Source organism: Ruegeria sp. CDSB117 (assembly GCF_059611005.1).
The window spans coordinates 17271-42012 of sequence record NZ_JBXWOS010000001.1 but is presented as its reverse complement, the minus strand read 5'-3'; the positions used below and the strand labels follow the sequence as shown (position 1 = coordinate 42012).

General features: G+C 56.5%; 22 protein-coding genes and 1 tRNA gene. 16 read left to right on the top strand and 7 right to left on the bottom strand.

Translation table 11 applies throughout. From position 1 onward, the window contains the following. Positions 1–7 precede the first annotated feature (7 nt). The 3 genes from tmk to AC2FJC_RS00180 are packed head-to-tail and all read right to left on the bottom strand — an operon-like array spanning position 8 to position 3151. Entirely contained in the window at positions 8–634 is a 627-nt protein-coding gene (tmk, locus tag AC2FJC_RS00190) for a dTMP kinase (RefSeq protein WP_108861556.1), read from the bottom strand. After that, complete coding sequence (locus AC2FJC_RS00185) at positions 631–1797, bottom strand: D-alanyl-D-alanine carboxypeptidase family protein (protein WP_108861555.1); 1167 nt, start codon at positions 1795–1797, stop codon at positions 631–633. The genes tmk and AC2FJC_RS00185 overlap by 4 nt, the downstream gene beginning before the upstream one ends. A 16-nt stretch (positions 1798–1813) precedes the next feature. Beyond that, positions 1814–3151: an SPOR domain-containing protein gene (locus AC2FJC_RS00180; protein ID WP_496737967.1), complete on the bottom strand. Its 1338-nt coding sequence runs from the start codon at positions 3149–3151 to the stop codon at positions 1814–1816. A gap of 202 nt (positions 3152–3353) precedes the next feature. Between AC2FJC_RS00180 and AC2FJC_RS00175 the strand changes: the two genes are divergently transcribed. From AC2FJC_RS00175 to AC2FJC_RS00100, 16 genes are all read left to right on the top strand, one after another. After that, positions 3354–3443 (top strand) — tRNA-Ser (locus AC2FJC_RS00175). Between the two features lie 517 nt (positions 3444–3960). Continuing rightward, the gene (locus AC2FJC_RS00170) at positions 3961–5307 is read left to right on the top strand and encodes a substrate-binding protein (protein ID WP_496695637.1); all 1347 of its coding nucleotides are present in this window, start codon (positions 3961–3963) and stop codon (positions 5305–5307) included. 113 nt (positions 5308–5420) lie between these two features. Then, positions 5421–6452 carry a branched-chain amino acid ABC transporter permease gene (locus AC2FJC_RS00165; protein WP_496737966.1) on the top strand — a complete coding sequence of 344 codons (1032 nt, stop codon included), beginning with the start codon at positions 5421–5423 and terminating at the stop codon, positions 6450–6452. A gap of 3 nt (positions 6453–6455) precedes the next feature. Continuing rightward, positions 6456–7661: a branched-chain amino acid ABC transporter permease gene (locus AC2FJC_RS00160; RefSeq protein ID WP_496737965.1), complete on the top strand. Its 1206-nt coding sequence runs from the start codon at positions 6456–6458 to the stop codon at positions 7659–7661. 10 nt (positions 7662–7671) lie between these two features. Continuing rightward, positions 7672–8427 (top strand): ABC transporter ATP-binding protein, encoded by a 756-nt coding sequence (locus AC2FJC_RS00155; protein ID WP_058277369.1) that lies wholly within the window; start codon positions 7672–7674, stop codon positions 8425–8427. Between the two features lie 9 nt (positions 8428–8436). Next, the gene (locus AC2FJC_RS00150) at positions 8437–9192 is read left to right on the top strand and encodes an ABC transporter ATP-binding protein (protein ID WP_058274761.1); all 756 of its coding nucleotides are present in this window, start codon (positions 8437–8439) and stop codon (positions 9190–9192) included. A 109-nt stretch (positions 9193–9301) separates the two neighbouring features. Further along, a complete protein-coding gene (locus tag AC2FJC_RS00145; protein WP_496722009.1) occupies positions 9302–9610 on the top strand; it encodes a Dabb family protein in 309 nt (102 codons plus the stop codon). Between the two features lie 414 nt (positions 9611–10024). After that, positions 10025–12034, top strand: coding sequence for a hypothetical protein (locus AC2FJC_RS00140; RefSeq protein ID WP_496737964.1), 2010 nt, complete (start codon positions 10025–10027; stop codon positions 12032–12034). Positions 12035–12109: 75 nt separating this feature from the next. Next, positions 12110–12430: a hypothetical protein gene (locus tag AC2FJC_RS00135; protein WP_282150864.1), complete on the top strand. Its 321-nt coding sequence runs from the start codon at positions 12110–12112 to the stop codon at positions 12428–12430. A gap of 14 nt (positions 12431–12444) precedes the next feature. After that, positions 12445–13518 (top strand): hypothetical protein, encoded by a 1074-nt coding sequence (locus AC2FJC_RS00130; protein ID WP_496737963.1) that lies wholly within the window; start codon positions 12445–12447, stop codon positions 13516–13518. Then, entirely contained in the window at positions 13515–15581 is a 2067-nt protein-coding gene (locus AC2FJC_RS00125) for a glycosyltransferase (protein WP_496737962.1), read from the top strand. The genes AC2FJC_RS00130 and AC2FJC_RS00125 overlap by 4 nt, the downstream gene beginning before the upstream one ends. Next, positions 15578–16012, top strand: a complete 435-nt coding sequence (locus AC2FJC_RS00120; RefSeq protein WP_496737961.1) for a hypothetical protein — start codon at positions 15578–15580, stop codon at positions 16010–16012. Before AC2FJC_RS00125 ends, AC2FJC_RS00120 begins: the two co-directional genes overlap by 4 nt. A 31-nt stretch (positions 16013–16043) precedes the next feature. After that, on the top strand, positions 16044–16517 hold the full coding sequence (locus AC2FJC_RS00115) for a putative molybdenum carrier protein (RefSeq protein ID WP_496737960.1): 474 nt from the start codon (positions 16044–16046) through the stop codon (positions 16515–16517). Positions 16518–16609: 92 nt separating this feature from the next. After that, a complete protein-coding gene (locus AC2FJC_RS00110) occupies positions 16610–17287 on the top strand; it encodes a response regulator (protein WP_496737959.1) in 678 nt (225 codons plus the stop codon). Positions 17288–17338: 51 nt separating this feature from the next. Beyond that, a complete protein-coding gene (locus AC2FJC_RS00105; RefSeq protein WP_496737958.1) occupies positions 17339–18508 on the top strand; it encodes an FIST N-terminal domain-containing protein in 1170 nt (389 codons plus the stop codon). 3 nt (positions 18509–18511) lie between these two features. Further along, complete coding sequence (locus AC2FJC_RS00100) at positions 18512–20716, top strand: hybrid sensor histidine kinase/response regulator (RefSeq protein WP_496737957.1); 2205 nt, start codon at positions 18512–18514, stop codon at positions 20714–20716. Positions 20717–20720: 4 nt separating this feature from the next. On the opposite strand, the gene AC2FJC_RS00095 is transcribed toward AC2FJC_RS00100, so the two are convergent. The 4 genes from AC2FJC_RS00095 to AC2FJC_RS00080 are packed head-to-tail and all read right to left on the bottom strand — an operon-like array spanning position 20721 to position 24686. Beyond that, positions 20721–21500: an SDR family NAD(P)-dependent oxidoreductase gene (locus AC2FJC_RS00095; RefSeq protein WP_496737956.1), complete on the bottom strand. Its 780-nt coding sequence runs from the start codon at positions 21498–21500 to the stop codon at positions 20721–20723. Next, entirely contained in the window at positions 21497–22435 is a 939-nt protein-coding gene (locus AC2FJC_RS00090; protein ID WP_496737955.1) for an SDR family oxidoreductase, read from the bottom strand. The genes AC2FJC_RS00095 and AC2FJC_RS00090 overlap by 4 nt, the downstream gene beginning before the upstream one ends. Then, entirely contained in the window at positions 22420–23334 is a 915-nt protein-coding gene (locus AC2FJC_RS00085) for a bile acid:sodium symporter family protein (RefSeq protein ID WP_496737954.1), read from the bottom strand. The genes AC2FJC_RS00090 and AC2FJC_RS00085 overlap by 16 nt, the downstream gene beginning before the upstream one ends. Beyond that, entirely contained in the window at positions 23331–24686 is a 1356-nt protein-coding gene (locus tag AC2FJC_RS00080) for a flavin-containing monooxygenase (protein ID WP_496737953.1), read from the bottom strand. The genes AC2FJC_RS00085 and AC2FJC_RS00080 overlap by 4 nt, the downstream gene beginning before the upstream one ends. Positions 24687–24742: the final 56 nt, after the last annotated feature.

The window sequence follows — 24742 nt, the reverse complement described above, 5'->3', positions numbered from 1 at the left end:
CTACCGTCTATCGCAAAGCTTGCAGAACGATATCTGTCACATCCTGTGCAACACTGTCCATGTCCCGGTTACCATCAACCACGCGGAAACGGTCGGAATACTCATCCGCAAGGGCCAGAAACCCTGCACGCATCTGTTGTTGCAGATCCAGCCCGAAATCTTCGAACCGTTCTTCTGTTCCCTGACGCCCCTTGGCTCGGGACAGCCCGGTTTCGGGGTCCATGTCGATCAAAACGGTCATGTCGGGTTCGCGCCCGATCATCAGGTCGTGCAATTGATCGACCAATCCCCGCAGATCGCCGCGCGACAGGCCCTGATACATGCGGGTGCTGTCGGCGAAGCGGTCGCAGATCACGACTTTGCCCTCGGCCAGCGCTGGCCTGATCGTGCGTTCCAAATGATCCCGGCGGGCCGCCGTAAATAGCAGGATTTCCGTCTCTGCAGACCAGCGATCCGGGTCACCTTCCAGAACAAGGCTTCGGATCTCTTCAGCGCCTGCAGATCCTCCGGGCTCGCGGGTCAGAACGACATCGTAACCGAGGCCACGCAAATGTTCGGCAAGCATTCGTGCTTGTGATGACTTTCCAGACCCGTCAATACCTTCGAAGGTCAGAAACAACCCTGCCTTCGTCACATCGCCTCCAGCGGATTGCCGATCACGTCTTCTAGAACAATACCGCCAACGGTTTTCATGCGCACGACAAAGCCGCCTACAGGCACGTCTTTGGCCGCGAACAGTGGGCGACGGATTTCGGGCAATCCTTCGGGTGTGATCACCAGCTCAGCCAGTTTCTGCCCCTTTTCCACAGGCGCGTTGATCGGACCTTCGTAGACGACCTCAGCTTTGACGTCCTTGTCATTGAGAACTGGGAACAACAAGGTCAGATCCCCTTCGGGCACCAGCCCAACAGTTTTTTCGGCGCCCATCCAAATCTGGGCTTCGGCTATCGGCGTTTCGGCGTCGGCAATGGTCCTCTCGACAAAATTGCGAAACGACCAGTTAACCACGGCCTCAGCCTCCTCTGCGCGACGGGCGGTGCTATCGAGGCCGGTCAGGACAAAGACAACCCGACGGTCGCCTTGCTTGGCCGAGCCGACAAGGCCGTAACCCGCCTCTTGCGTGTGCCCGGTTTTCAGGCCGTCGGCCCCGATCCCCAGTTTCAGCAGCGGATTGCGGTTACGTTTGTTAGACGGCGCACGGCCATCAAACTCAAACTCTTCTTCAGCGAACAGTGGGTAGTATTCGGGGAAGTCGCTGATCAGCCGGTTGGCTAATACGGCAAGGTCATGGACCGACATCATGTGGCCCGCCGCCGGCCATCCGTTCGAGTTGGCGAAGTTCGAGTTGTCCATGCCCATCTGTTTGGCGCGCTGTGTCATGTAGCGGGCAAACCCGGCCTCGGTCCCATCGGGGCTTAGCGCCTCGGCAATCACCACACATGCGTCGTTACCAGACAAAACGATGATGCCACGCAGCAGATCTTCGACGCTGACACGATCCTGCGTGTTCAGGAACATGGTCGACCCACCATAGCTCATGGCGTGTTCCGACACGGGCAAGGTTTCCCCCAGGGTCAGGCGGCCATCGCGCAGCGCCTCAAACGCGACGTAGAGCGTCATCAGTTTGGACATCGACGCAGGCGGCAGGGGCTGGTCTGCTTCTTTCGACAGCAGAACCGTTCCGGTCGTCTGATCGATCACATAGGCCGCGCGGGCGGTTGTGTCGAAAGCGTGGGCGGGCAGGGCAAACAGCGCCAGTCCGAGGGTCAAAACAGATGATCGCAGTGAGGACAGCATGGGGGCCTCCTAGGTTTCAATTTTTGACGGTGAACGCGTCGTTAAAGCCCAGGTCTTTGACATCGCGCTGCATGGCATTGCGTTCCGAGCGCGACGTGGCTGGGCCGACCAGGACCCTCCAGACCGTTTTGCCGTCCGAGGTTAGTTCTCGCACCTCGGCAGGCATTCCGTTGCGGCGGATCTTGTTGGCAGCGCTATTGGCGTTGGTTTCAACCCCGAAAGTGCCGACCTGGACGAACGGTTTTGACAAGGACGATACCGAAGCCGCCGTGGCTGTCGATGCGCCCGCTGTTGCGGCAGAAGGGGTGCCGGCCGGTGTGGGTTCTGCCGCGTCAATCGCCGCAGCCGCGCCCGCGATCGGGTCCAGCGGCGTTTCGGTGATTTCATCGGGCTTCTTCTTTTGCCACCATTTACGTTTGGCTGGTTGTTCAGTCGGCGGGGTAACCTCAGGGTCCACCAGTGAAGCCGATGCTGCTTCTGCCGTCGTTTCTACCACCTCAGTCGCTGTGTCGGTCGCCGTATCGGTCGCGGCATCAGCGGCCACGGCCGCCTCGGCAGGTTTTTTGCGCTGCCACCATTTGGGCTTGGCCGGTTTTTCAGTCTCTGTGACGTTTTCGACTGCCTCGGTGGCTATTTCCGCCGCTGTGTCGGTTGCCGTGTCGGTCGCGGCATCTGTGGCTACAGCAGCCGCAGTCGCGGCACCGGCCGCTGCAGCAGGTTTTTTGCGTTGCCACCACTTGAGCTTAGCTGGCTGTTCAGCTTCCGCGGCCTCATTTTCGGCGATGACGGTCTTGGACTCATCCGCTGCTGCGGTTTGCGTTTCTTCGACAGGGGTTTCTTCGGCTGCGGGCTTTTCTTCGACCGGCTCAGGTTTCGGTTCGGGCGCTTTGCGACGCAGGGCGACGACATCAACATTTGTAGGTGCACCAGCCAGAATACCCAGCTTTTCGGCCGCAGCAGAGGAAAGCTGCAGTTCGGGTCCCGGCAGGTTTCGCTCGCGGCGGAATAGCGCGGCAGTGACCGTTTTGTTGTTCTTGGGATTTTTGACGCGCACACGTTCGGGCTGTGTCACATCCGGGTGGGCAATCCAAATGCCCCCCAATGACGGGCGGCCGTCCCATAAGCCTGCCTCAGACAGCTGAAACACCTCAGGGGCTTCGACATCATCTTTCGGGCTGCCGTCAGGAATGGGGAAAAGGTCGGTCCGGCCGTCTGCTTGGGTATCAGAACTTTGGCTATCTGCTGAGACATTGTCGGGGGAAAGCACCTCATCGCAACCAGCCAAAACCACGGACATAACGGCCAAAGCCGCTAACGCTCGCGGATGTGCGCGTGTCTCTGTCGCTCGCTTCATCTTGTCATCCCTTGCCTGATTGGGCCTCGTTTTCCGAGACCCGCCGCCGATTGCTGGTTCTGTATTGCCAGCCTGCTTCGGTCTTTCCTACAGATCATAACGCGGCCAAAGTGTCATGGAAAGACCGCAGCAGGCGCTTCGGCAAGAATTCCCTATTTGGTCTTGCCACCGGTTCGCGATGGCCTTAGACCCGGCCCCACGCGGGGAGGTGGCAGAGTGGTCGAATGCGGCGGTCTTGAAAACCGTTGAACGTGAGAGCGTTCCCAGGGTTCGAATCCCTGTCTCCCCGCCACCCATACCCGCCTCAATTCAAATGTGTTTTCTGCCGCAGCGCCTTACCCAAATATCGGGGCGCTCGAACTGCCGCGTTTCGGGCGGCGGCAAAATCCGCTGCGGTCCGGTGCAATCCAGTCTAGCCCCGTTTGCCGTTTGGCCTGAGCGCCTAGTTTACATCAGGATCGATCGAAATAGACAGCGAGCCGCGTTGTATTGATGCAGTGCCGCAGGGTGGCCAATTCCAGGTCTCATGCTCAGCTTGTACCCAAATGCTCAAGCGCTCCGGCTACCATGCTGGAGGCACAAGATAAGTCCCCCACGATGACTTGCGCGACAATGCCGGGGCATGGCTGGTTGTCACTTTCTTTACAAAAATTCCCAAAATTCGTGAACAAATTTACAAAATTTTGTTTCAATACTAGTAATTTATTGAGAAATTTTCTGTCCGATTTCCATTATTGGAATGCACAAAAGTGCGCTTTCGTCTGCTGGAAGAGGAGCCAAAGGACGAAAAATGGAAATGGGAGGAATACATGACTAAGAATAATGTCACGCGCCGCGGCGTGCTAAAGTCCGGTGCCGTTGCAGGTACCGGTCTGGCCCTGCCTACGATCTTTACGGCTTCGTCGGCCGCTGCCTTTACCAATGAGCCGACAGGGGCGTCTGTCACTCTGGGCTTCAATGTTCCGCAAACCGGACCTTATGCCGACGAAGGCAATGACGAATTGCTGGCGCAACAGCTGGCGGTCGAACATCTGAACGGCGAGGGCGACGGTGGTTGCTTGAACACATTCTCGTCGAAGGCGCTGCAGGGGAACGGTATCCTCGGCAAAAAGGTTGGGTTCGTCACCGGCGACACCCAGACCAAATCTGACGCAGCCCGCGCATCGGCCAAGTCGATGATCGAAAAAGACGGCGCAATCATGATCAACGGTGGTTCGTCCTCGGGCGTGGCCGTTGCGGTTCAGGGCCTGTGCCAAGAGGCGGGCGTCATCTTCATGGCCGGCCTGACCCACGCAAACGACACCACCGGCAAGGACAAGAAGGCCAACGGTTTCCGTCACTTCTTCAATGCCTACATGTCGGGTGCCGCTCTGGCTCCGGTGCTGGCGGCTGAGATGGGCAAAGAACGTCGCGCCTATCACCTGACGGCTGACTACAACTGGGGCTGGACCCAGGAAGAGTCGATCGTTGCCTCGACCGAAGCCCTGGGCTGGGAGACGGTCAACACGGTCAAAACACCGCTGGCGTCTACGGACTTCTCGTCCTACATCGCACCGGTTCTGAACTCTGGCGCGGACGTGCTGGTTCTAAACCACTATGGCGGCAACATGGTGAACTCGCTGACCAACGCGATCCAGTTCGGTCTGCTCGACAAGGTTGCAAACGGCAAGGACTTCAAGATCGTCGTGCCGCTGTATTCCGAGCTGATGGCCGCTGGTGCGGGCGAGAACATCAAGGGCGTGCTGGGCTCGATGAACTGGAACTGGCAGCTGCAGGATGAGGGCACCAAGGCCTTCGTGAAGTCCTTTGGTGAGAAATACGGCAAGCCGCCGTCCAACTCTGCTCAGACCTGTTATGCACAAGTGCTTCTCTATGCGGATGCATGTGAGCGTGCGGGCACCTTCAATCCCTGTGGTGTTGCCGAAGCTCTGGAAGACTTTGAGTTCGACGGATTGGGCAACGGTCCGACATGGTATCGCGGTGCCGATCACCAGTGCTTTAAGGACGTGCTGGTTGTGCGGGGCAACGAGAACCCGACCAACGCCTATGACACGCTTGAAATCGTCGAGATCACGCCGCGTTCGCAGGTCGAGTACGATCCCGAGCACCCAATGTTCGCCGGTGGCGAACTGGGCAAGTGCAATCCGGGCGCGTAAGCCTTTTGGCGAATGTCTGACCGTCGTTCTCGGCGGTCAGACGACTTACGGCCAGACCTGTGGGCCTGGTCCCAACCACTCAATCCACACTGACCAACCCTGAGGTGGGCCCAATGGACGCCATCCTACTGCAAATACTCAACGGTCTGGACAAGGGCTCGGCTTATGCGCTGATCGCGCTGGGTCTGACCCTGATCTTCGGGACGCTCGGCGTCGTGAACTTTGCCCATGGGGCTTTGTTCATGATTGGCGCGTTCTGCGCCGTTACTTTGCAAAAGCTGCTGAACCTGAGTTTCGTGACCCTGGATGAAACGCAAAAAGACTTTCTGGGTAATCCGCTGAAGGTCGAAACCCCTTATATCGAGGCCTGGTTCGGCCCCGAAATTGGCGCAACGATTATCGACTGGTCCGTTCCGCTGTCCATCCTGTTTGCGATCCCGATCATGCTGCTTGTTGGCTATGTGATGGAACGCGGGCTGATCAAACATTTCTACAAGCGCCCGCATGCAGACCAGATCCTGGTGACCTTTGGTCTTGCGATCGTTCTGCAGGAAATCGTCAAGTATTTCTTCGGCGCCAACCCGATCCAGACCCCTCCGCCCGATGTGCTGAGCGGATCTGTCGATCTGGGTACCATGGTTGGTTTTGATCCCAATGCAATCATCTACCCGATCTGGCGATTGGTCTATTTTGGCTTTGCCGTAGGCATTATTGGCGCAGTGTTTTCCTTCCTGCAGTTCACCACCTTCGGGATGGTTGTCCGTGCTGGGATGGCTGACCGGGAAACGGTGGGCCTGCTGGGCATCAATATTGACCGCCGGTTTACCATTATGTTTGGCATTGCCGCCGGTGTCGCCGGACTGGCCGGTGTGATGTACGGGCCGCTCAACCCGCCGAACTACCACATGGGAATGGACTTTCTGGTCCTTAGCTTCGTCGTGGTTGTTGTTGGCGGAATGGGGTCATTGCCAGGCGCCGTTCTGGCAGGCTTTTTGCTGGGCATTCTGGAAAGCTTTGCCTCGACCACCTGGGCCACCACAACGATCCCAGGCATCAATCAGATCATCATCTACCTTGTCGCCATCATCGTGCTGCTGACGCGTCCGCGCGGGCTGATGGGGCGCAAGGGCGTGATGGAGGAATAATCAATGTTGGGACTGAATAAAAAAGACACCAGCCTGCTGATCGTCGTCGCACTCCTGACCTTGCTGGCGCCTTTCATCCTGAACCCGTTTCCAGAGGGCAGCGCCATGGCGCAGTTCAACGCGGGTTACCCGGATTTGATGCAGAGGTTCGTGATTTTCGGGATCTTTGCTATCGGGTTCAACATTCTGTTTGGCCTGACCGGGTACTTGTCTTTCGGTCACGCGGCCTTTCTGGGCGTAGGATCATACTCGGCAGTTTGGATGTTCAAACTGCTCAGCTACAACGTCATTCCAGCCATCGCGCTGAGTGTCGTCGTCGCGGGCCTGTTCTCACTACTTATCGGGTTCATCAGCCTACGGCGGTCGGGGATCTATTTCTCGATCCTGACGCTGGCCTTCGCACAAATGAGCTTTGCGCTGGCCTACTCAGTGCTGTCAAACCCCAAGTTTAACCTGACAAACGGGGAAACTGGCTTGCAGGTTTATGCAGACGATCCGCAGATTCTGCAGGGCGCCAACGCGCCCGACTTACCGCATCTGTTCGGCTTACCAATGCGCGCGACGTACACGATGGACGTCGGCGCGTGGAGCTTTGACTTCAACGCAGGCTACTATCTGTGTGCAGTGATCATGATGGTCGTGTTCTACTTGTCGATCCGCATCTTCCGCTCACCCTTTGGCATGATGTTGCGTGCGGTGAAGTCAAACCAACAGCGGATGAACTATACCGGCCTGAACTCCAAGCCATATACGCTTGCGGCCTTTGTGATCTCTGGGATGTATGCCGGTTTGGCCGGTGGTCTGATGGCCGCGATGGACCCGCTGGCAGGTGCCGAACGGATGCAATGGACGGCTTCGGGCGAGGTGGTTCTGATGACGATCCTCGGTGGCACGGGCACGTTGATCGGGCCGGTTCTGGGCGCAGGCTTCATCAAGTATTTTGAGAACATCTTCTCGAAGATCAACGACAACGTTTTGCACAGCTGGTTCGCTTTCCTGCCTGATGGGCTGGAGGATGCGGTCGTTTTCCTGATCCATCCGTTCATCGGCAAAGGCTGGCACCTGACGTTGGGCATCCTTTTCATGCTCGTCGTCATCTATCTGCCAGGCGGTCTGGTCGAAGGTGGGCAACGTTTGCTCAAGCGCTTCAAGCGCAAGGAAAAAGACACCGACGATGCGCCGTCGGGCAAAACAGAACCGGCGGAATAAGGGGCGAGAAATGGCAATTCTAAGAGTCAAAGACGTCAGCAAACGCTTCGGTGGCCTTAAGGCGCTGACAGATGTGAACCTCAATATCGAAGAGAACTCGGTTCATGCGATCATCGGCCCCAATGGCGCGGGAAAATCGACGCTGCTGAACTGTCTGGTGGGCAAGCTGATGCCAGACACCGGGTCGGTGTTGTTCAACAACAACTCGGTTCTGGGACTCGAGCCGTTCCAGATCAACCAGATGGGCATTAGCCGCGTGTTCCAAACGCCTGAGATCTTTGGCGAGCTGACCGTGATGGAGAACATGCTGATCCCGATCTTCGCGATGCGGGATGGGGCATTCCGGATGCATGCCTATGAGACCATCGCTCGCGAACGTGAGGTCGTCGAACAGGCCGAAGTCATGCTGGAAGAAATGAACATGGCCGACAAACGCGAAATGCACGCGGCGTCGCTGTCCCGGGGCGACAAGCGGCGACTGGAGATTGGCATGTGCCTGAGTCAAAATCCGCGGCTGTTGTTGCTGGACGAACCTACGGCTGGCATGGCACGGGCGGACACCAACAACACTATTGATTTGCTAAAACAGATCAAGGATGAGCGCGACATAACCATCGCCATTATCGAGCATGACATGCATGTCGTCTTCAGCCTTGCGGAACGCATCACAGTGCTGGCGCAAGGGACGCCGCTGGTCGAAGATACTCCAGAAAAAATCCGTGGACATCCCAAGGTTCGTGAAGCCTATCTGGGCGAGGCGGCGTAAGGAAAAGCTATGAACGAGAAACCCGACTTTTCAAAAAACGCCAATAGGGCAAGCACCGCGCCTGCGTTCCTGTCTGTATGGGACATGCATTCGTACTACGGGGAAAGCTATATCGTGCAGGGCGTCAGCTTTAATGTGCACGAAGGCGAGATTCTGGCCCTTCTTGGACGGAACGGCGCTGGCAAAACCTCGACACTCCGGTCGATTGCGCGGGTAGGCGATCCCGAAGTAAGGCACGGTGAAATCTGGCTGGATCATCAGCCGCTACACAATATGACAAGCTACGAAGCGGCGTCTGTTGGCCTTGGCCTTGTACCGGAAGATAGACGTATCATTCCCGGCCTGACGGTCGAGGAAAACCTGCAGCTTGCCCAGATTGCGCCACCAGTCGGATGGTCCCTGGAGCGGTTGTATGAACTGTTCCCGCGTCTGGGCGAACGCAGGAAACAAGAGGGGATTACGTTGTCGGGTGGCGAACAACAAATGCTGTCAATCGCCAGAGCCCTTGCCCGGGATATCAAGGTCCTGCTTCTGGATGAGCCTTACGAAGGTCTGGCCCCGGTCATTGTCGACGAGATTGAAAAAACACTGGCCCACGTCAAGCAACAGGGCATGACCACGATCATAGTCGAACAGAACGCCGTCCGAGCATTGGAGTTAGCCGATCGCGCGATCATTCTGGACACCGGCACTATCGTATTTGATGGGACGGCGAACGAGGTGCTTCAAGACACCGGCCTTCGCGAGGAGTATTTGGCCATCTAGGGCAGGCTCGAAGTCTTAGGTACATTCTGGTTGCAAACGCCTTAGTTATGGTGACGCTCGAATTCTTCGGGCGCGTGCGCTCCTACACTCATGATCAAGGCAACTAACTATGATCCGCCATATCGTTCTGACAAAATTCCGGTCCGACGTGACCGAAGAAACCATCGGGAAGATTTACAGGGGCCTGTCGGACCTAACCGACGCCCTGCCGGGTGCAGGCGGGTTTGCCGGTGGCCGCAGCGAAAGCCCTGAACAGATCGAACGCGGTTACAAGCATGGGTTTGTGATTGATTTCGATGATTGGGCCGCATTGGCAAGCTATCAAAGCAACGAGAGGCACAAAGCGCTGGGCGCGCAGTTGGTCGAAAACGCCGTGGGCGGCATCGACGGAATTCTGGTCCTGGATTTAGAGGTCTGAGACAGTAAAGCGGGTTTAACCAGATTCCGAATGGCTGACTGAAACGGTGTGCTGACCGTCGCAGCGTGGCGCCGCGCGCCTGTGTCCCTGTAACCGTTCGACGGCAAGATTTTTGATCTGCGGAAACAGCCCTGATCAGCTTGATCACCAATGATTTGACGGACCCAATTTTACTGAATTCGCGTCGCCAACGCAGTTAGCGTTAGGGCGCAGAAGGGGCGAACGGCGGCGCATTCTGCCCTTGCGAAAACGGCAATAGATGTACGTCGAACACCGGATTACTTGTCTTCCAGCGGTCAATTTTTTATACTACTTTGTACATTTTTTTGAATTTTTTGATGTTCACGAGTGTATTTGGTTTGCCCGAGTTGCGACAGCAAAGAGCGTGTTCCGGCGGCCAGTTCGGGGGTATTGATGACAAAGGCCAGCGATCCAAAAGCTCGCCCTGAAGTTGCCAAAAATGACGCTAACAAAGTGTCGGGTGTTTATGACTTTGTGCAATCTCCTGACTGGCAGGAGATGCTTGAAAATGCTCGGAAACAACGAGAAATAAACATCGCCACTCGCAAGGCAAAAGCCGCTGCTTCACAGTCATCTGATCCAGACCAACCCAAAGCCACGAACTCAACCGATGGTGCGCAACCAGCGAACGCGCTAAACGCAGCGGCGGGGCTGTCGGGAACCTTTGGTAAGTCTGCCCAAGCTACCAGCTCTCACCAATCTGGTGAGTCGGTTCAAAAAGCGACGGCAGGACGATTTGACAGTCAAACCGTCAATGATGGCAGTCGCGCGACTGAAAACGTGACACGCGATGCTCGAGGAGAAGCACACACTGTGCCGCCCGATGGCAGGCCCGCGCCGGGCATCCATCCCGACAACACGCCAGAGGATCTAGCCGACCCGAAATCAGGTCAAAAGCTTCCCGAGGGAGGGTTCGCGGATCGATTGCGCAGAACCCTTCAGGAAAGAACAGACGATCAGAATCGTAAGCGTCTCAAGATGCGGTTGGGACTGGTCGCGGCAGGATGCGGCATCGGTGTTGTTGCGTCGTCGTCGGTTTTTTTGATTTTGTCTGGGTTGAACGCCCCCGGTCCAACCGAAAATGCAGGTTTGGTGAGCCAAGAGACCGCTGCAACAGGCGCGATCATGCAACAAGACGCGGAACTCGCCGAGCGCTTGGTGCCGCCGTCCGACACTACAAGTGATGCGGCGGATCTGGCTGTAACTTCCGGAACCGTGTTCGAAAAATCATCTGAATCGAATTTGCCTGACGGTGACGCAGCCGCGTCACAGGATTTGGCCTCGTTGTCGCGACCCTTGTTAGATTTGTCCGAGCAACCGGGCGGTTTCAAACCAGAATTGTCGCGCTTGGCACCTAGTGTTCGGTCTTTCGTGCCGACCCTTGTCCAGCCACCACTGCCGATAACCCTGCTAAGCTATCGACCTCGAGAAGAGTTGAATCTTGGTTTTGTCCGGCTTCAATCTACGCCGGAAATTTTCAGCACTTCTGTCGCTTTGCTTGAAACAACTGTGACTGTGGTAAAACCCGAAGAGTTTTTGAAAGGCGTAAACGTAGCTGCAACCCCAAAAACAATGCGTCCGCCTGTAGTTCCGATCCAGCCCGTTGTACTGGACTATACCGTGACGCAAGTATCTTTGGATGTCCTCTTGACCGAGCCTGAGGTTGGTTCTCAGCCGGAACAGGGTCTTCAGACAAGCGAAGTAAATGGTTCGGACATTGCCGTGCGGCCAGAGGGCACAAGTCTTGCTGCCGAGATTGAGAAACCGTTGCCATACGAACCCCAGCCCGAGCCTGTCGAATTGGCGGCATTGCCAATCGCGCCAAAGCCAATCGACGCGCCGGCCCCATTGATCACACCGGCCGCTTACGAGACATCATTGGCTTTACGGGCACCGGTCCTTTCGGTGACACCAAGCCCGCTGGAACCACCGGTCTTGCCTCGGGCACCGGCTCTACTGAATGATGCAATCACACCCCCGGAACCAGAGCCTGCCCCGGCAAACATGTCCGTGACCTTCCGGATCTATGCGCCGACCAATGTTCCGCAGAGCGTTGTGGATTCTGTTGTGTCCAACCTGACTTCGACCGGACATGAGCTTAACGGGCAAGCCCGCGTGGGGTTTAAGATCACCCAGTCAAACGTTCGTTTCTATCACAAGCAGGACGAGGAAAGAGCCGCCACCCTTGCCAGAGACTCCGGTGCATTGCTGCGGGATTTCACAGGGTCCAACAACAAAACTCCTAGTGGAATCGTAGAGTTATGGTTGGCAGGAAAAGGCTCTGGCGTCGCCAGTGTCAAGCGAACCAACACACGCAGCACGGCCAGAACCCAAGCCCCTAACCGCGTCAATCAACTGAAAAGTCAGGTCCTGAGCAAACTTAAGAAAGCGACGACCCAATGACTGTATTTTTAAGCTATACTGAAAAGGCTGATTCAAGATTTTGTACTGTTAATTGTTTCCGACGAGGTATCCAAAATGACGGATAGACGACTTATCGGCATCGTAACTGCTCTGCTATTCTTATCGACGACCCAAAACGCGCGTGCCGAAATTACGCTTGAGCATCTGCTGGCCATCGACCAAATGCTGTCCACCAATGACATTCAGGCACTGTATTCCTACCTCGACAAAAACCCGGAGCTATTGACCGGCGAAGATGAACTGTCGCTGGAGCTGCGGAGCTTTCACGAGGTCGCATCTGTTGGCAATCTGGATTTCAGCTATGCCACCAGTGCACCGGCCAGCAGCGAGAACCGTGCGGCTAACGAGGCATTCGATGCCTCGCGGCAACACTGAGTCGGATGTCAGAAATGCTTGCCTTCGGGCGATCGAACACACCAACGATCGCCTATGTCATCGAGCCGCGGTTCTCTGGCGGGACTTCTGCGGCTGTGGCGGCCGAATTGCCGGTGGCCGCCGAATGCGGGCAGGTGGTCGTGCACGCGATCACGTCCAGGACGTTTGGCACCAACCAACACGTTTCACCGGTTTTGCGGCAGGTGCTGGACGAGCTGAACATTCCGATCATTTGGGATGCACCCCGGATCAGCGCGGATTTCGTGTTTTTGCACAACCCGTCTTTTTTGAAATTTCAGGACACGCTTGGCACAAGGATCATTGCGCGCGAGCTGTACGTGATCACGCATGAGAATTTTCTGCGTCCGGGCGGGGCGGAAGGGTTTGATGTTTCAAGCTGTCTAAGTCAGATCGAAGCCTCTACAATTTCGCTGAGGAAAACACTCGCGCCGATATCACCGTTTAATCGAAGCGGCGTAGTCGACTGGTTGGCAACCTCTCGTGTGGCGCGACAGTGGTACGTTTTGGGCTCTGACTGGTTCAACATTTGCAAGACCGAGATGAGCGCCCCGTGTGAAACACCACAGGACCGCCGTGGGCGTCATTCGCGACCTGGATTCGAGAAATTCCCGGTTATTGCTGATTTGGACAGCTGTTTTCCAAGCCATTCGCAGTGCAATGTAATTCTAGGGGCGGATGCTTTGTTGAATGCCCGTGTTCTTCGCGCGCATTGGACCTTGCTTCCCTTTGATGCCATAACTGTGCAAGAGTTCTTTGGAATGATTGACTTTTTTGTATATTTCACCGCGCCGACCTGGCAGGAAAGTTTTGGTCGCGTTGTAGCCGAAGCGGTTGCTGCGGGTAAGGTGGTTCTAACCAACGCTGATACTGGCGCTACGTTCGGAAATGCTGTCTTGGCTTGCCAGCCATCACAGGTGGACGCAATCATTGCCGACCTGATCGCCCAACCGCAGAAGTATCATGATCAGGTGGCCAGATCGCAATCGGCGCTGCAGAACTACTCTGCAGGGAAATTCAAGGCGATGCTGTCGGGGGTTTTGTCCGCCGATAGCGGGGTGAACAAATGATCTATGTCGAAGTGGGCACACGCTCATTGCGGTCGTTTGACACGCAGTTGATCTTTGCTGAGCAGCTTGCCGCACGTGGCTTCAATGTTTGCATTGATGCCGATTATCTGCCCGAGGATGCAGGGCGTGGCAGGATCTACGAGGCAGCCAAGTTCCTTGTCGACCCGGGTGAGAACAAGGCGCAGAGTGTATTCGTACTGGGTGCAGAAGAGATCGATGATTTTCTTCTTGCGTCGTTGCGCAACAAACAGCTCGACCCGAGTGTCCCGGTTGTTGCGACGGGCCGCTTTATGACTCAGCAAAGCTATATCGCGGCCAAGGCCCGGCTGGCCTATGCACTTGGGCGCGAAGCCCAGGTGATCGACCTGACAGATTTTCAACCGCGACCGGTGTTGCCATCTACCTCCAGCCCTTTGGTGGCGGATGTTCGGCCCGTATCACGGCGGTCCAAACGGGTGGTGCCGAACGTGACCGTTGTTCTGGGTTCGATGGAGTTGGACAACCCCGAGACGCTGTCTTGTTTTTCCCGGATGAGCAGCCAGAGTGGCTATAACCTGAAACTCATTGTTAGCGGCGCACAGAACGAGGCGATCAAGGCGTCGCCGTTTCACGATTTGCCGACCTACTTGTATACCGGACTGTCGCCGCTGACTTTGGCAATTTCGACGGATATTCTGGCGATGTTCGGTAATGGAATTGCCGGAGTTCGCATGGCCGCTTTTGCGGTTGAGCTGATTGCAACGGGCGGCGTTGCCATTGACTGTACCGACGATGAGGTTCTGATGTCCTCGGGCGCACCTGCATTGCTGGGCCCCAAGACTCCTTTCGCATTGGATGGGTATCTGATCGGCAATGTGATCGGGAACGTGCCGCAAATTGTCGAACAGGCCTCGAAATCGCAATGGTTGCACACAGTTGATATTTCTCGTCTGGAAACGGCTGCGGGTCTGAAGCCGAAACAGCGTCTGGCAGAACAGGACAAGCCTAAAACTCTGTTTTTCCCGACAAACGGGGTGGGGCTGGGCCACGCGCAGCGGTGCAGTATCATTGCCCGTGAAATGCCGGACACCATGACAAAAATGTTCGCGGCCTTTCCCAGCTGCGTTCCGCTTGTTCGCCGCAAAGGTATCGACTGCATCCCGCTGGTTCAGCGCACCGATACAAAGACCAATTCTGATGGCAATGACGTGCTGACCTATCGGCGTCTTGGTGGGGTGCTTCAGGAAAACGACACGTTGGTTTTTGACGGCGGCTATGTGTTTGACTCCGTCTACCGGGTGATCCGTGAACGCAAACTGTCGGCGGCTTGGATCCGGCGCGGGTTGTGGCCCGAAGGCCGGTCAAGGCAGACCATGCTGCGCCGCGAAAGCGTGTTTGACCGTGTCATCGTGCCCTCCGAGGCATTTGACGAGCTGAACGACGCTTACAGCTATGGTGACCATGTCCATTATGTCGGGCCAATCGTGCGTCAGGTGGAACAATCCGCCGCGGAAATAGAACAGCTCAAGACCCGGCTGGCGGAACGTTTCGGGCGCGACTTCAAGCAACTGGTTGTCAGCATGTTAGGGGGTGGGGTCGCCTCGGACAGGTCTGCACAATTGCAGGCGATCTCGGGCATGCTTGAGGCGCGCAAAGATTGCCTGCACCTTGTTGTAACGTGGCCCGGAAGCACGGTTCAGCCTGCCACATTTGGTTGGAAAAACACCCACGTGGTTCAGACGTTAGAGGCGACCAAGCTTTGTCTTGCCGCGGATGTGGTTATATCTGCAGCCGGGTACAACTCGGTCCTTGAGATGCTGTACCATCGCATCCCGGCGATATTTATTCCGCAGTCAGCCCCCTATCTGGACGATCAGGAACGGCGCGCCGCAGCTATGGTCGACCGAGACTTGTGCGCCGCCATCACCGAACGCGAATTCATGACGCTCGAGCGCACAGTGGCAGATTGGCTGGATCACGACGGAGCCGAATTTTACCGATCTGCATTGAATGGTTTTGAGCTGCCCAAAACGGGGGCAGTCAAGGCCGCCGAATTGCTAACCGAATTGGGGGCGCGGATATGACCAGTGATCTATGGTTCGAAATCCTCAGCCGAGCGTCGCCAAATCGACCCGAGCCGCTGGACGATCTGATCAATGAGGATTGTGACACCAAGCCGCTTGGCAAGGTTATCTTTCCGAATATGCGGCTGGCCCCCTCGCTCATGCTGTGGGATCGGGAACCCGGCGGCCCGGTGCATATCGGCGTGCGGGTGCATGAACCACCAGAAACGCCATATCGTATCGCAAGGCTGTTGGCCGCCGCCGCGATGGAGCGGGAGGTTTTTCCCGTCATTCTCAGCCGCGTTGATTATTGCGGTCTTGAACGGTTCGGGTTTCGGGTCGAACGCGTGCCCGAAGAGGCCGCTGCAGCCCAGGCCGCCGAGGAAGAAATCAGAAAATACTGGGATCTGGCGATTATCATTGACGGGCATGAAATCGGTCTGTTGGGCTAGCAAGGCGCTGATTTAGGGTAAGGAGCGTCTTGTGAAAATCATAACTGGCGGACAAACAGGCGTAGATATGGCGGCTTTCCAGTTCGCTTTGGAAAACGACATTCCCTATGGCGGTTGGGTTCCGAAAGGCCGCTTGAATGAGGCGGGCCGCATTCCGGATCGCTTCACCAATTTGTCTGAAACGCAGTCTGAAGATGTTGCCGAGCGCACAAGGATGAACGTTTTGTCCTGCGAAGCGTTGCTGGTGTTTTTGGATGGATCGACCAGTCCGGGAACGCAGTTGACCGTCGATTTCGCGCAAGAGATCGGAAAGCCTAATCTGGTCGTTGATCTAGGGCAGGGGCTTGAGGCGTGCGCGCGCCAAGTAAAGCATTGGGTTATGGCGAGACCCAATGCGGTATTGAACGTCGCGGGTCCCAGAGAAAGCGAAGCCCCCCAAATCGGAGCCAAGGTGACAGCAGTACTACGTCAGTCGATTTTGCCTAAAAAAAGGAATGTTAACTAAGCATGGGTTCCGGGTATACGACGTTTCGCCAGTAGGCGCGGCACCTGCTGGTTGCTAGGGTTGGGACAACCAGATTGCGAAGGCCAAGTTTCATGTTTGCAAAAAATGCCGGACAGATTGATTTTGACAAGGTCCTGATCGTCGATGACCATCCATTGTTTTGTGATGCTTTGTCGATGACGTTGCAAAGTGTCACTCGAATTGGTGAAATCCACACCGCAGATCGATTGGAAAACGCGATTGCTCTGATTGCCAGTGGGTTGCGACCAGATGCGGTTATACTGGACCTCAACCTGCCGGATGTGGACGGGCTTGAAGGTTTGGTGCGCGTCAAAGCGGCCACCGATGCACCGGTCATCGTGGTGTCGTCGATTTCAGAGAACCGTGTGATCAGTCAGGTGATCCGTGCGGGTGCCTCAGGCTATGTCCCCAAGCACAGCCAGCGAGATGTGTTTCGTACAGCTTTCGAGACAGTTCATTCCGGGGGCGTCTTTGTGCCGGACGGTTTTGCACTGATTGACGACGATGCGGAAACCGAACACAGCGACGCCGCCAATCGGCTTGCCACATTGACCAATCAGCAATCGCGCATTCTGCAGCTTATTTGTGAGGGTAAGCTGAACAAGCAGATTGCGTTTGATCTGTCCATTGCCGAAACCACGGTCAAGGCGCATGTAACTGCAATCATGCGTAAACTCGGCGTGCAAAGCCGTACGCAAGCCGTGCTGCTTGCCAAGAAGGCTTCTCTTGCCAGCGTCTTGCAAGAATAAGCCCTCGCGCCATATCATATGAAGACGTTGCGCTTCAGGGAGGAGGGCAGGATGAACCAAGCAGTCGGGTGGGCGACAGCTGCTGCCCGTGCGCCAGGTATCGTCAAAACGGGCTTTGTACATCGCGACACGGATCACGCGATTGAAAAACTCGCGGGATCCTTGGGCGATGATCTTTTGTCCTTGGTTATTATGTTCGTGAGCTCCGGCGCGGATGCGGCGGCGGTTATTTCCGAGGCAGTAGTTGCCTTTGCGCCAACGCCTGTAATCGGATGCACCACAGCGGGCGAGCTTGCAGATTGCGGCTATGGCGAAGATCAGATTGTCGCCATCGGATTACCGTCTTCGCATTTCGAGGTGCGCACTCTGTTGGTGCCCGACCTTGGGAATTTCTCGGCGCAGGACATCATCGACCAGATGATCCGCAACCGTAACGATATGGCGGCGTCCGTACCGGATTGGAAGCACGAGTTTTCCTTTTTGATGATCGACGGTTTGTCGACGAAAGAGGATGCGCTGACGTCGGAACTCGCTGTTGGGCTGGGGCCGGTGCCCTTGTTCGGCGGGTCCGCAGGGGACGGAACCTATTTCGGCGCGACTTATGTGTTGATGGACGGTCAGGCCATGCAGAACGCGGCGATCCTGACGCAGGTTCGCACGCGCTGTCCGATCAAAGTGTTCAAGACGGATCACCTGTTGCCAACGGCGCGGCGTATGGTCGTCACCAAGGCCGATCCGGCAAACCGTATCGTGCAGGAAATCAACGCCGAGCCAGCCGCGCGCGAATATGCCCGTCTGCTTGGTAAAGATCCTGAACAGTTGACGACCTTTACCTTTGCGGCCCACCCGCTGGTTGTGCAGATCGGCGGCCAGCATCATGTACGGGCCATCCAGCGCGTCGCGGGCAATGGTGACCTTGTGTTCTTTTCCGCGATTGATGAGGGGCTGGTGCTGACGCTGGCCGAACCTCGCGACATGGTTTCGCATCTCGAGGAAGAAATCGCTGCGCTGACACAGACCACCCGTCCGGACACGATCCTGGGCTGCGATTGCATCCTGCGCCGGCTGGAGGCACAGGAAAAGCAAAAGACGGGCGAAATTTCGCGCCTGCTGGCCGAGAACCATGTCGTCGGGTTTTCGACCTATGGCGAGCAATTCAATTCGATCCATGTGAATCAGACGCTGACCGGCGTCGCGATTTACCCTCCGGAAGACGGGTAGGCGATGATTGAATCCCTGACCGACCCCAATGATCCGCTTGATCGGCAGAATGAAAAGCTGCTGAAGATCGTCTCGGCCCTGATGCGGCGGGTCGAGGAATCCACTGACGCCTCGGGTGCGGCTTACGCACAGTTTCAGCGGGCTGCCATGCTTGAACAGGAAGTGCGGGCCCGAACAGATGACCTTGAGCGGGCGTTGGACTTGCTCAACGACTCGAACGCACGCTTGGCGCAGGCCAATCAGGAAACCGAAGCCGCCCGCGCAAACCTCGCCAATGCGATCGAGGCGGTACAGGAAGGGTTTGCACTGTTCAATCGGGATGAAGAAATGGTCCTGTGCAATAGCCGCTTTGGCCTGCATATGCCCGACATTCAGACCAAGCTGACACCGGGGTTGCGGTTCACCGATTATGTCGGGTTGGTCAGCCAGTCCAGGTTCCTGTCCTTGCCCGGGGTCGTTTCCCCAAAGGACTGGGTACAGCGGCGCATGGCACGCCATGCTGAAGATCACGTTGTCTTTAACATCCGCCTTAGCGGCAACCGCTGGATGCAGGTATCCGAACACCGGACGACGGATGGCGGCACGGTGATCCTGCAGACGGATGTGACCGACATCATGCGGTTCGAGCGGCAGGAAAGGGACCGAATCCTCGATGACAAAGCGCGCCTGATCCGCGCGACACTGGAACATATCGATCAGGGGGTCTGTATCTTTGACAGCAAGCTGCGTCTGGTCGGGTGGAACAACCGCGCCAGCGAACTTCTGGCCATTCCCAATGCGCAATTTCAGATGGGCGCACCGTTCCAGACGTTGTTTCACCGGTTAAGCGCGACAATCAGTTTTGAGGGCGGCGTGAGCGACGCTGACCTGCTGGCCTGGGTCAATCGCTCGACCGAACGTCCGCCGCTGCAATTCCAGATGCACAGCGGTCGTGCCAAGATTTTGTCAGTCTTTGCGCAGGAAATGCCGGATCAGGGATTTGTGATTTCTTTCACTGATGTGACGGAAGACAGAAAATCCGCGCAAGCCCTGGTCGAGGCCAAGGAACTGTTGGAACAGCGCGTTGCATCGCGGACAATGGAGCTCGCGGTCGCGCTGAACGAGGCAGAACGCGCGAACGCATCAAAATCGCGCTTTGTTGCGGCGGCCAGCCACGACCTGTTGCAACCTCTGTCGGCTGCAAAACTCTACGTCTCGACGCTGGGCAGTGGATTGGACAAGGCTGACGCGCGGGATGTCGCTGCGAAGGCGAAAAGCGCGCTCAACAGTGTAGAACACATTCTTGAGGCGCTGCTGGACATATCGAAACTGGATTCAGGGCGGGCATCGGTTCACTTGTCTTCCGTCCCGGTCGGAGAGCTTTTTTCCCAGATGGAGGACGCCTTTAGGCCTATGGCGCAAGCAAAAGGGCTTGGATTGGGATTTGTGGGTACCGATGCGGTTGTCAGAAGCGATGCCAGTTACTTGCGGCGTATTCTGCAAAACCTTTTGTCGAACGCGATCCGGTACACGGAAACGGGCAGGGTTCTGGTCGGTGTAAGACGACTGGGGAAAACCATATCGATTCAGGTCTGGGATACCGGCATTGGGATCGCACCTGACCAAAGAGACGTTGTTTTTCAAGAATTTAAACGTATTCATTCAGACGCCAGTGCGGCCGAAGGGATGGGTTTGGGCCTTGCCATTGTGGAACGCGCCTGTGGTTTGTTGAAACATCCGATACGTCTGCAGTCCGAACTGGGGCGCGGAACCGTTTTCTCAATCACGGTTCCATCAGCAGGCCAGGCACGCGACGCGCTGAATAGTGGTGAACCGTCGATACCGCCGCGCTCGGACGTGCTGCACAGGACGGTTGCCTTGCTGATTGAAAACGATGACAACCTGCGCGGCGCGCTGTGCATGACGATGGAAAACTGGGGCGTTCAGGTATTGGAAGCGGCCAGCAAAGATGAGGCTGCGAACCTGCTGCGCGAGATCGGGATCTTACCGGATGTCATTGTCGCCGATTATCAGCTGGATGGCGGCAAGTCCGGGACCGATGCCATTGCCGAACTGGCGCGCGAATTCGGGCAACTGCCCGGTTGCATCATTTCCGCTGATCGTTCGACTGAATTGGCGACCTCTTGCAAAACGGCAGGCTACCTTTTGCTGCATAAGCCGATTGATGCACAAAAGCTAAAATCAGTGTTAGAGGCTTCGGTCAGTTGACAGGTCAGGGCATTGGTCGTTTGCCGACTGTGCGCATCATCTGCCGGACGTAGAACTTTGGCGCCAGACGGTTCACCAAATTGGCGATCCGTGCGATCCGTCCGACAGGGATGTAGTCTTTACGTCGCCGATAACCTTGCAAAATCACCTGCGCCGCTGCTTCCGGCTCCATGTAGTCGATGCCATCTAAGGCTGAGCCGGGACGAACGAACCCAGCGTCAGCAGTTTCGGGTCGCCCGATATTGGTCGCAACAAAGGATGGCGCGGCGATGGAAACGCGAACCCCGTGGGCGGATTCTTCGGCGCGAAGGGACTTAAAGAACCCCTCCATCGCGTGTTTGCTGGCTGTATAGGCGGTTCGATGGATGAGCGGTGCAAAACCCGCGACGGAAGAGATTGCAAGGTGCGTTCCCTTGGCCTGCCTGATCGCCTCCAGAAAATTCTGGGCGCAAGTAACCGCAGCGAAGTAATTGATTTCGAACAGGTTTCGGTGAGATGTCATATCGCTGTCAGAAAACGCAGAAATCTGCGAGACGCCCGCATTGTAAATAACCAGATCTATGGAGTCTCTTGCCGCAATGATCCGGGTGCAGGTGTCTTTGCATTGATCAGCGTCGGTCAGATCACAGGCATAGATGCTGACGTCATCCTGATTGGCAAGCGCGTCAAGCTCTGGCCCCGGTAAATCGATCAACGCCGTGTGCCAGCCGTCGGCCCTCAGCGCGGCGGACAGCGCACGACCCAAACCGCCGGCGCCTCCGGTGATGACAGCGGTTGGTTTCATTGGGCAGCCTCCCACCAGCGATCAAACGCCTCGGCACTTGTGAATTTGGGGTGATAGCCGAATTCGCCTTTCAGCGCGGCATTGTTCAACACGGGACGGTATAGAAGGAAACGCACTTGTTCTGGCCCATAGCGCGACAGACCCAGCGGGCGGGCAATGGACAGGGCGATTCTGACCACCGCAGGGGACAGCCAACGCACCGATTTGCCCATTTGTGACGCGATCTGTGAGATGGTCAGCGCGCCGTCACCCGCAACGTTGAAAACGCCGGCAGGCCCGTCCGTGGCCGCACGAACCAGTATATCGGCCAAGTCTTCGTCCCAAATGAACACGAAAGGGCTGTCGGAGCCTTTCAAGCCCAGCAGACTGGGCTTGTGGAACAGAGCCGTTATCTGGTTTTCGACCTTGGGCCCCAATACTGTGCCCACGCGCAGAACAACCTGTTCGAGGTCGGGCGCGCTTTGTCTGGCTTCGGCCAGCATTTCTTCGACCAGCCGCTTGTGCCAGGAATAAGCGAACTCCTGATTGCCTCGTATCGTATCCGTTTCGCGCAAGGCAACCGGGTTATCGGCATGATACCCATAAGCGGCCCCCGAAGAGGTAACCACCAAACGCTTGACCCCGGCGGCAATCGCCGCATTCAGCACATTTCGGGTACCTTCGACATCAACCTGATATTCATGGTCTCTGGTCGAGTTGGGACCGGGGGTCACGATGGACGCCAGATGAACGATGGTGTCCGGTTCTTCGGCCAGAATGACGTTGAGAGGCGCGTTGCCGGTTACATCCATCCGTACGAACCGTGCATTTTTCGGCAAATTGGCGGGCTTTCGAATGTCGGTTGCGGTGATCGTGATGTCGGCACGACCGCCCAGCCGTTGCAGCAGGGCAGTGCCCACTGCACCAGCGGCTCCGGTGATCAGGATGTGGCGCATTCGGGCACCTCTCGTCTTGCGAAGAAGGCGGCCAGAGCCAGCCCCGAGATCGCATGCCAAATGCCCCAAAGTGCAGCGGCCACTGCCATGCCGCCAAGCCCTCCGAAAAAGGCGAAAATCAGGATGAGGCCAAGACCCGAATTCTGTATCCCTGTTTCGATTGTGACAGACCGGCGGTCGCGCTCCGAGAGGTTGGCGACAGTCGCGGTCAAATACCCTCCCATAAAGGCCAGCGCGTTATGCAGGATGACGATCCCGATGATCGCAGTGGCAAAACGCTGAAAATTGACCCAATTCGCGGCAAGAGCCACCAGGATGAATGTGATGAAGATCGCCATTGAGAGCCACTGCATCGGGCGGCGGATTTTATCGGCGACGGCTGTGAAACGCGCATTGACCAGCATACCGAGGATGAGCGGCAGGATCAGCATGAAACCGACCGTAATGGCCACTGCGACCGGGTCGATCTCGGTCCTTTGCAGGATCTCGCGCGTTGGCGCATAAAGGTTCCCCCACAGGGCAATATTGGCCGGTGTGATGAGGATGGCCCCCACTGTTGCAAACGCGGTCATCGACACCGAAAGCGCGACGTTTCCGCCAGCACGGTGCGTCATGAAATTCGATATGTTCCCACCTGGGCAGGCAGCAACAAGGATCAGCCCCATCGCGACCGACGGTAGTGGATTGACCACCAGCAGCATCAGAAAGGTGAGTGCGGGTAGAACCAAAAACTGAGACGCCAGCCCAATAAGCAACGGTTTCGGTCCGCGCAGGATCCGGCGAAAGTCATCTATCCTAAGATCCAGCGCGATTGAGAACATCACGACGGCAAGGATGGTATTAAGCAACTTTAGATTACCTGCATCGAAGTTCAGCGCGACATCGTCGATCCCGTTCATGACTGGGCCGCTTTCAACGCCGCGATCTGTCGGGTCACTTCACCGCGGTAGGTCGCTTTGTCGACATAATAGGCCATCCGGGGCAGGTCGATATAATTCATGCCGCCGGTCGCGCGTTCGAATTTTTCGGATTTGCTCGCGTGAATGGCCTTTGCAGCTGAGTTTCCGGAACTTAGCCCTGCGATATAGCGCGCCACCATCTCGGCCTGTTCATGCCGTCCCTGCCACCCCAGACCCGATGCTTCGATCATACCCAGGACGAAAAGGTCATCGCGGGTTGGGTGCATACAGTTCAGGTACAGGTGCGGGGCGTCGCCCTGCCAGTTCAAGTGCGACTTGTCGATAAACGGGTAGTGCAGTTTATAACCGGTCGCGGCCAGAATCATATCGTATTCAGCACTGGTGCCATCACGGAAATGGACGGTCTTGCCGTCGAAACGCTCAACGTCAGGGCGCACCTTCAAATCGCCATGCCCGGCGTGGAACAGGATCAGAGAATTGACGACGGGATGGGACTCGTAGAGGGCGTAATCCGGTTTGGGAAAGCCATATTTCTGCGGATCACCCACGAACCATTTTAGAATTGCCCCGTCCACTTTACGTTTCAGCCACATGGGCAGTTTGATCTTCCCGCCCATCGTGTCAGCCGGAACACCGAAGACGTATTTGGGTACAAAATAGTACCCCCGGCGCATCGAGATGTCACAAGACTGCCCGTGGTGAATGGCGTCAACCGCGATGTCGCAGCCCGAGTTTCCGGCCCCGATAACCAGAACCCTCTTACCTGTGAATTGCGTCGGATAACGGTAGTCCGAAGCGTGGATCAACTCGCCGGTAAATTCTCCCTCAAACTTGGGTAGATTGGGTTCGGACAAGGTGCCGTTGGCGATCAGAACACCCGCAAAGATCTGGCAGTGCTTAGTGCCTGCCTTGTCGCGCCACTTCACCTCCCATCCGCCTGCGTCCAGCGGTGTGGTGCTCAGGACCTCGGCACCAAAGTGATAGTGCTGGTACAGGTCAAATGCGTTCGCGAAGTCGTGGAAATACGTCTTGAGCTCGCGATGTGATGGATACTCCGCCGTTTCTTCCTGCATAGGGAAGTCGGTGAATTCGGTCATTTTCTTAGACGATATGAGGTGGGCGGTCTCGTACATCGTAGACCGAGGGGCATCGATGTTCCACAGACCACCCACATCATCAGCCAGTTCAAATCCCTGAAATGGCACTCCCTGCTCGACAAGTGTCTTGGCCATCGCCAGACCCATGGGCCCAGCTCCGATCAGAGCAAAACACTCTTCCGGGCGGGCCTTCATCGTGATCGGCTGGCCCGCTCCGACTTGCACCTGTTCCATCCGTCTCTCCTCCTGCGACACTATTTATCTTGAACGATCGTTCGAAATAAGGCAAA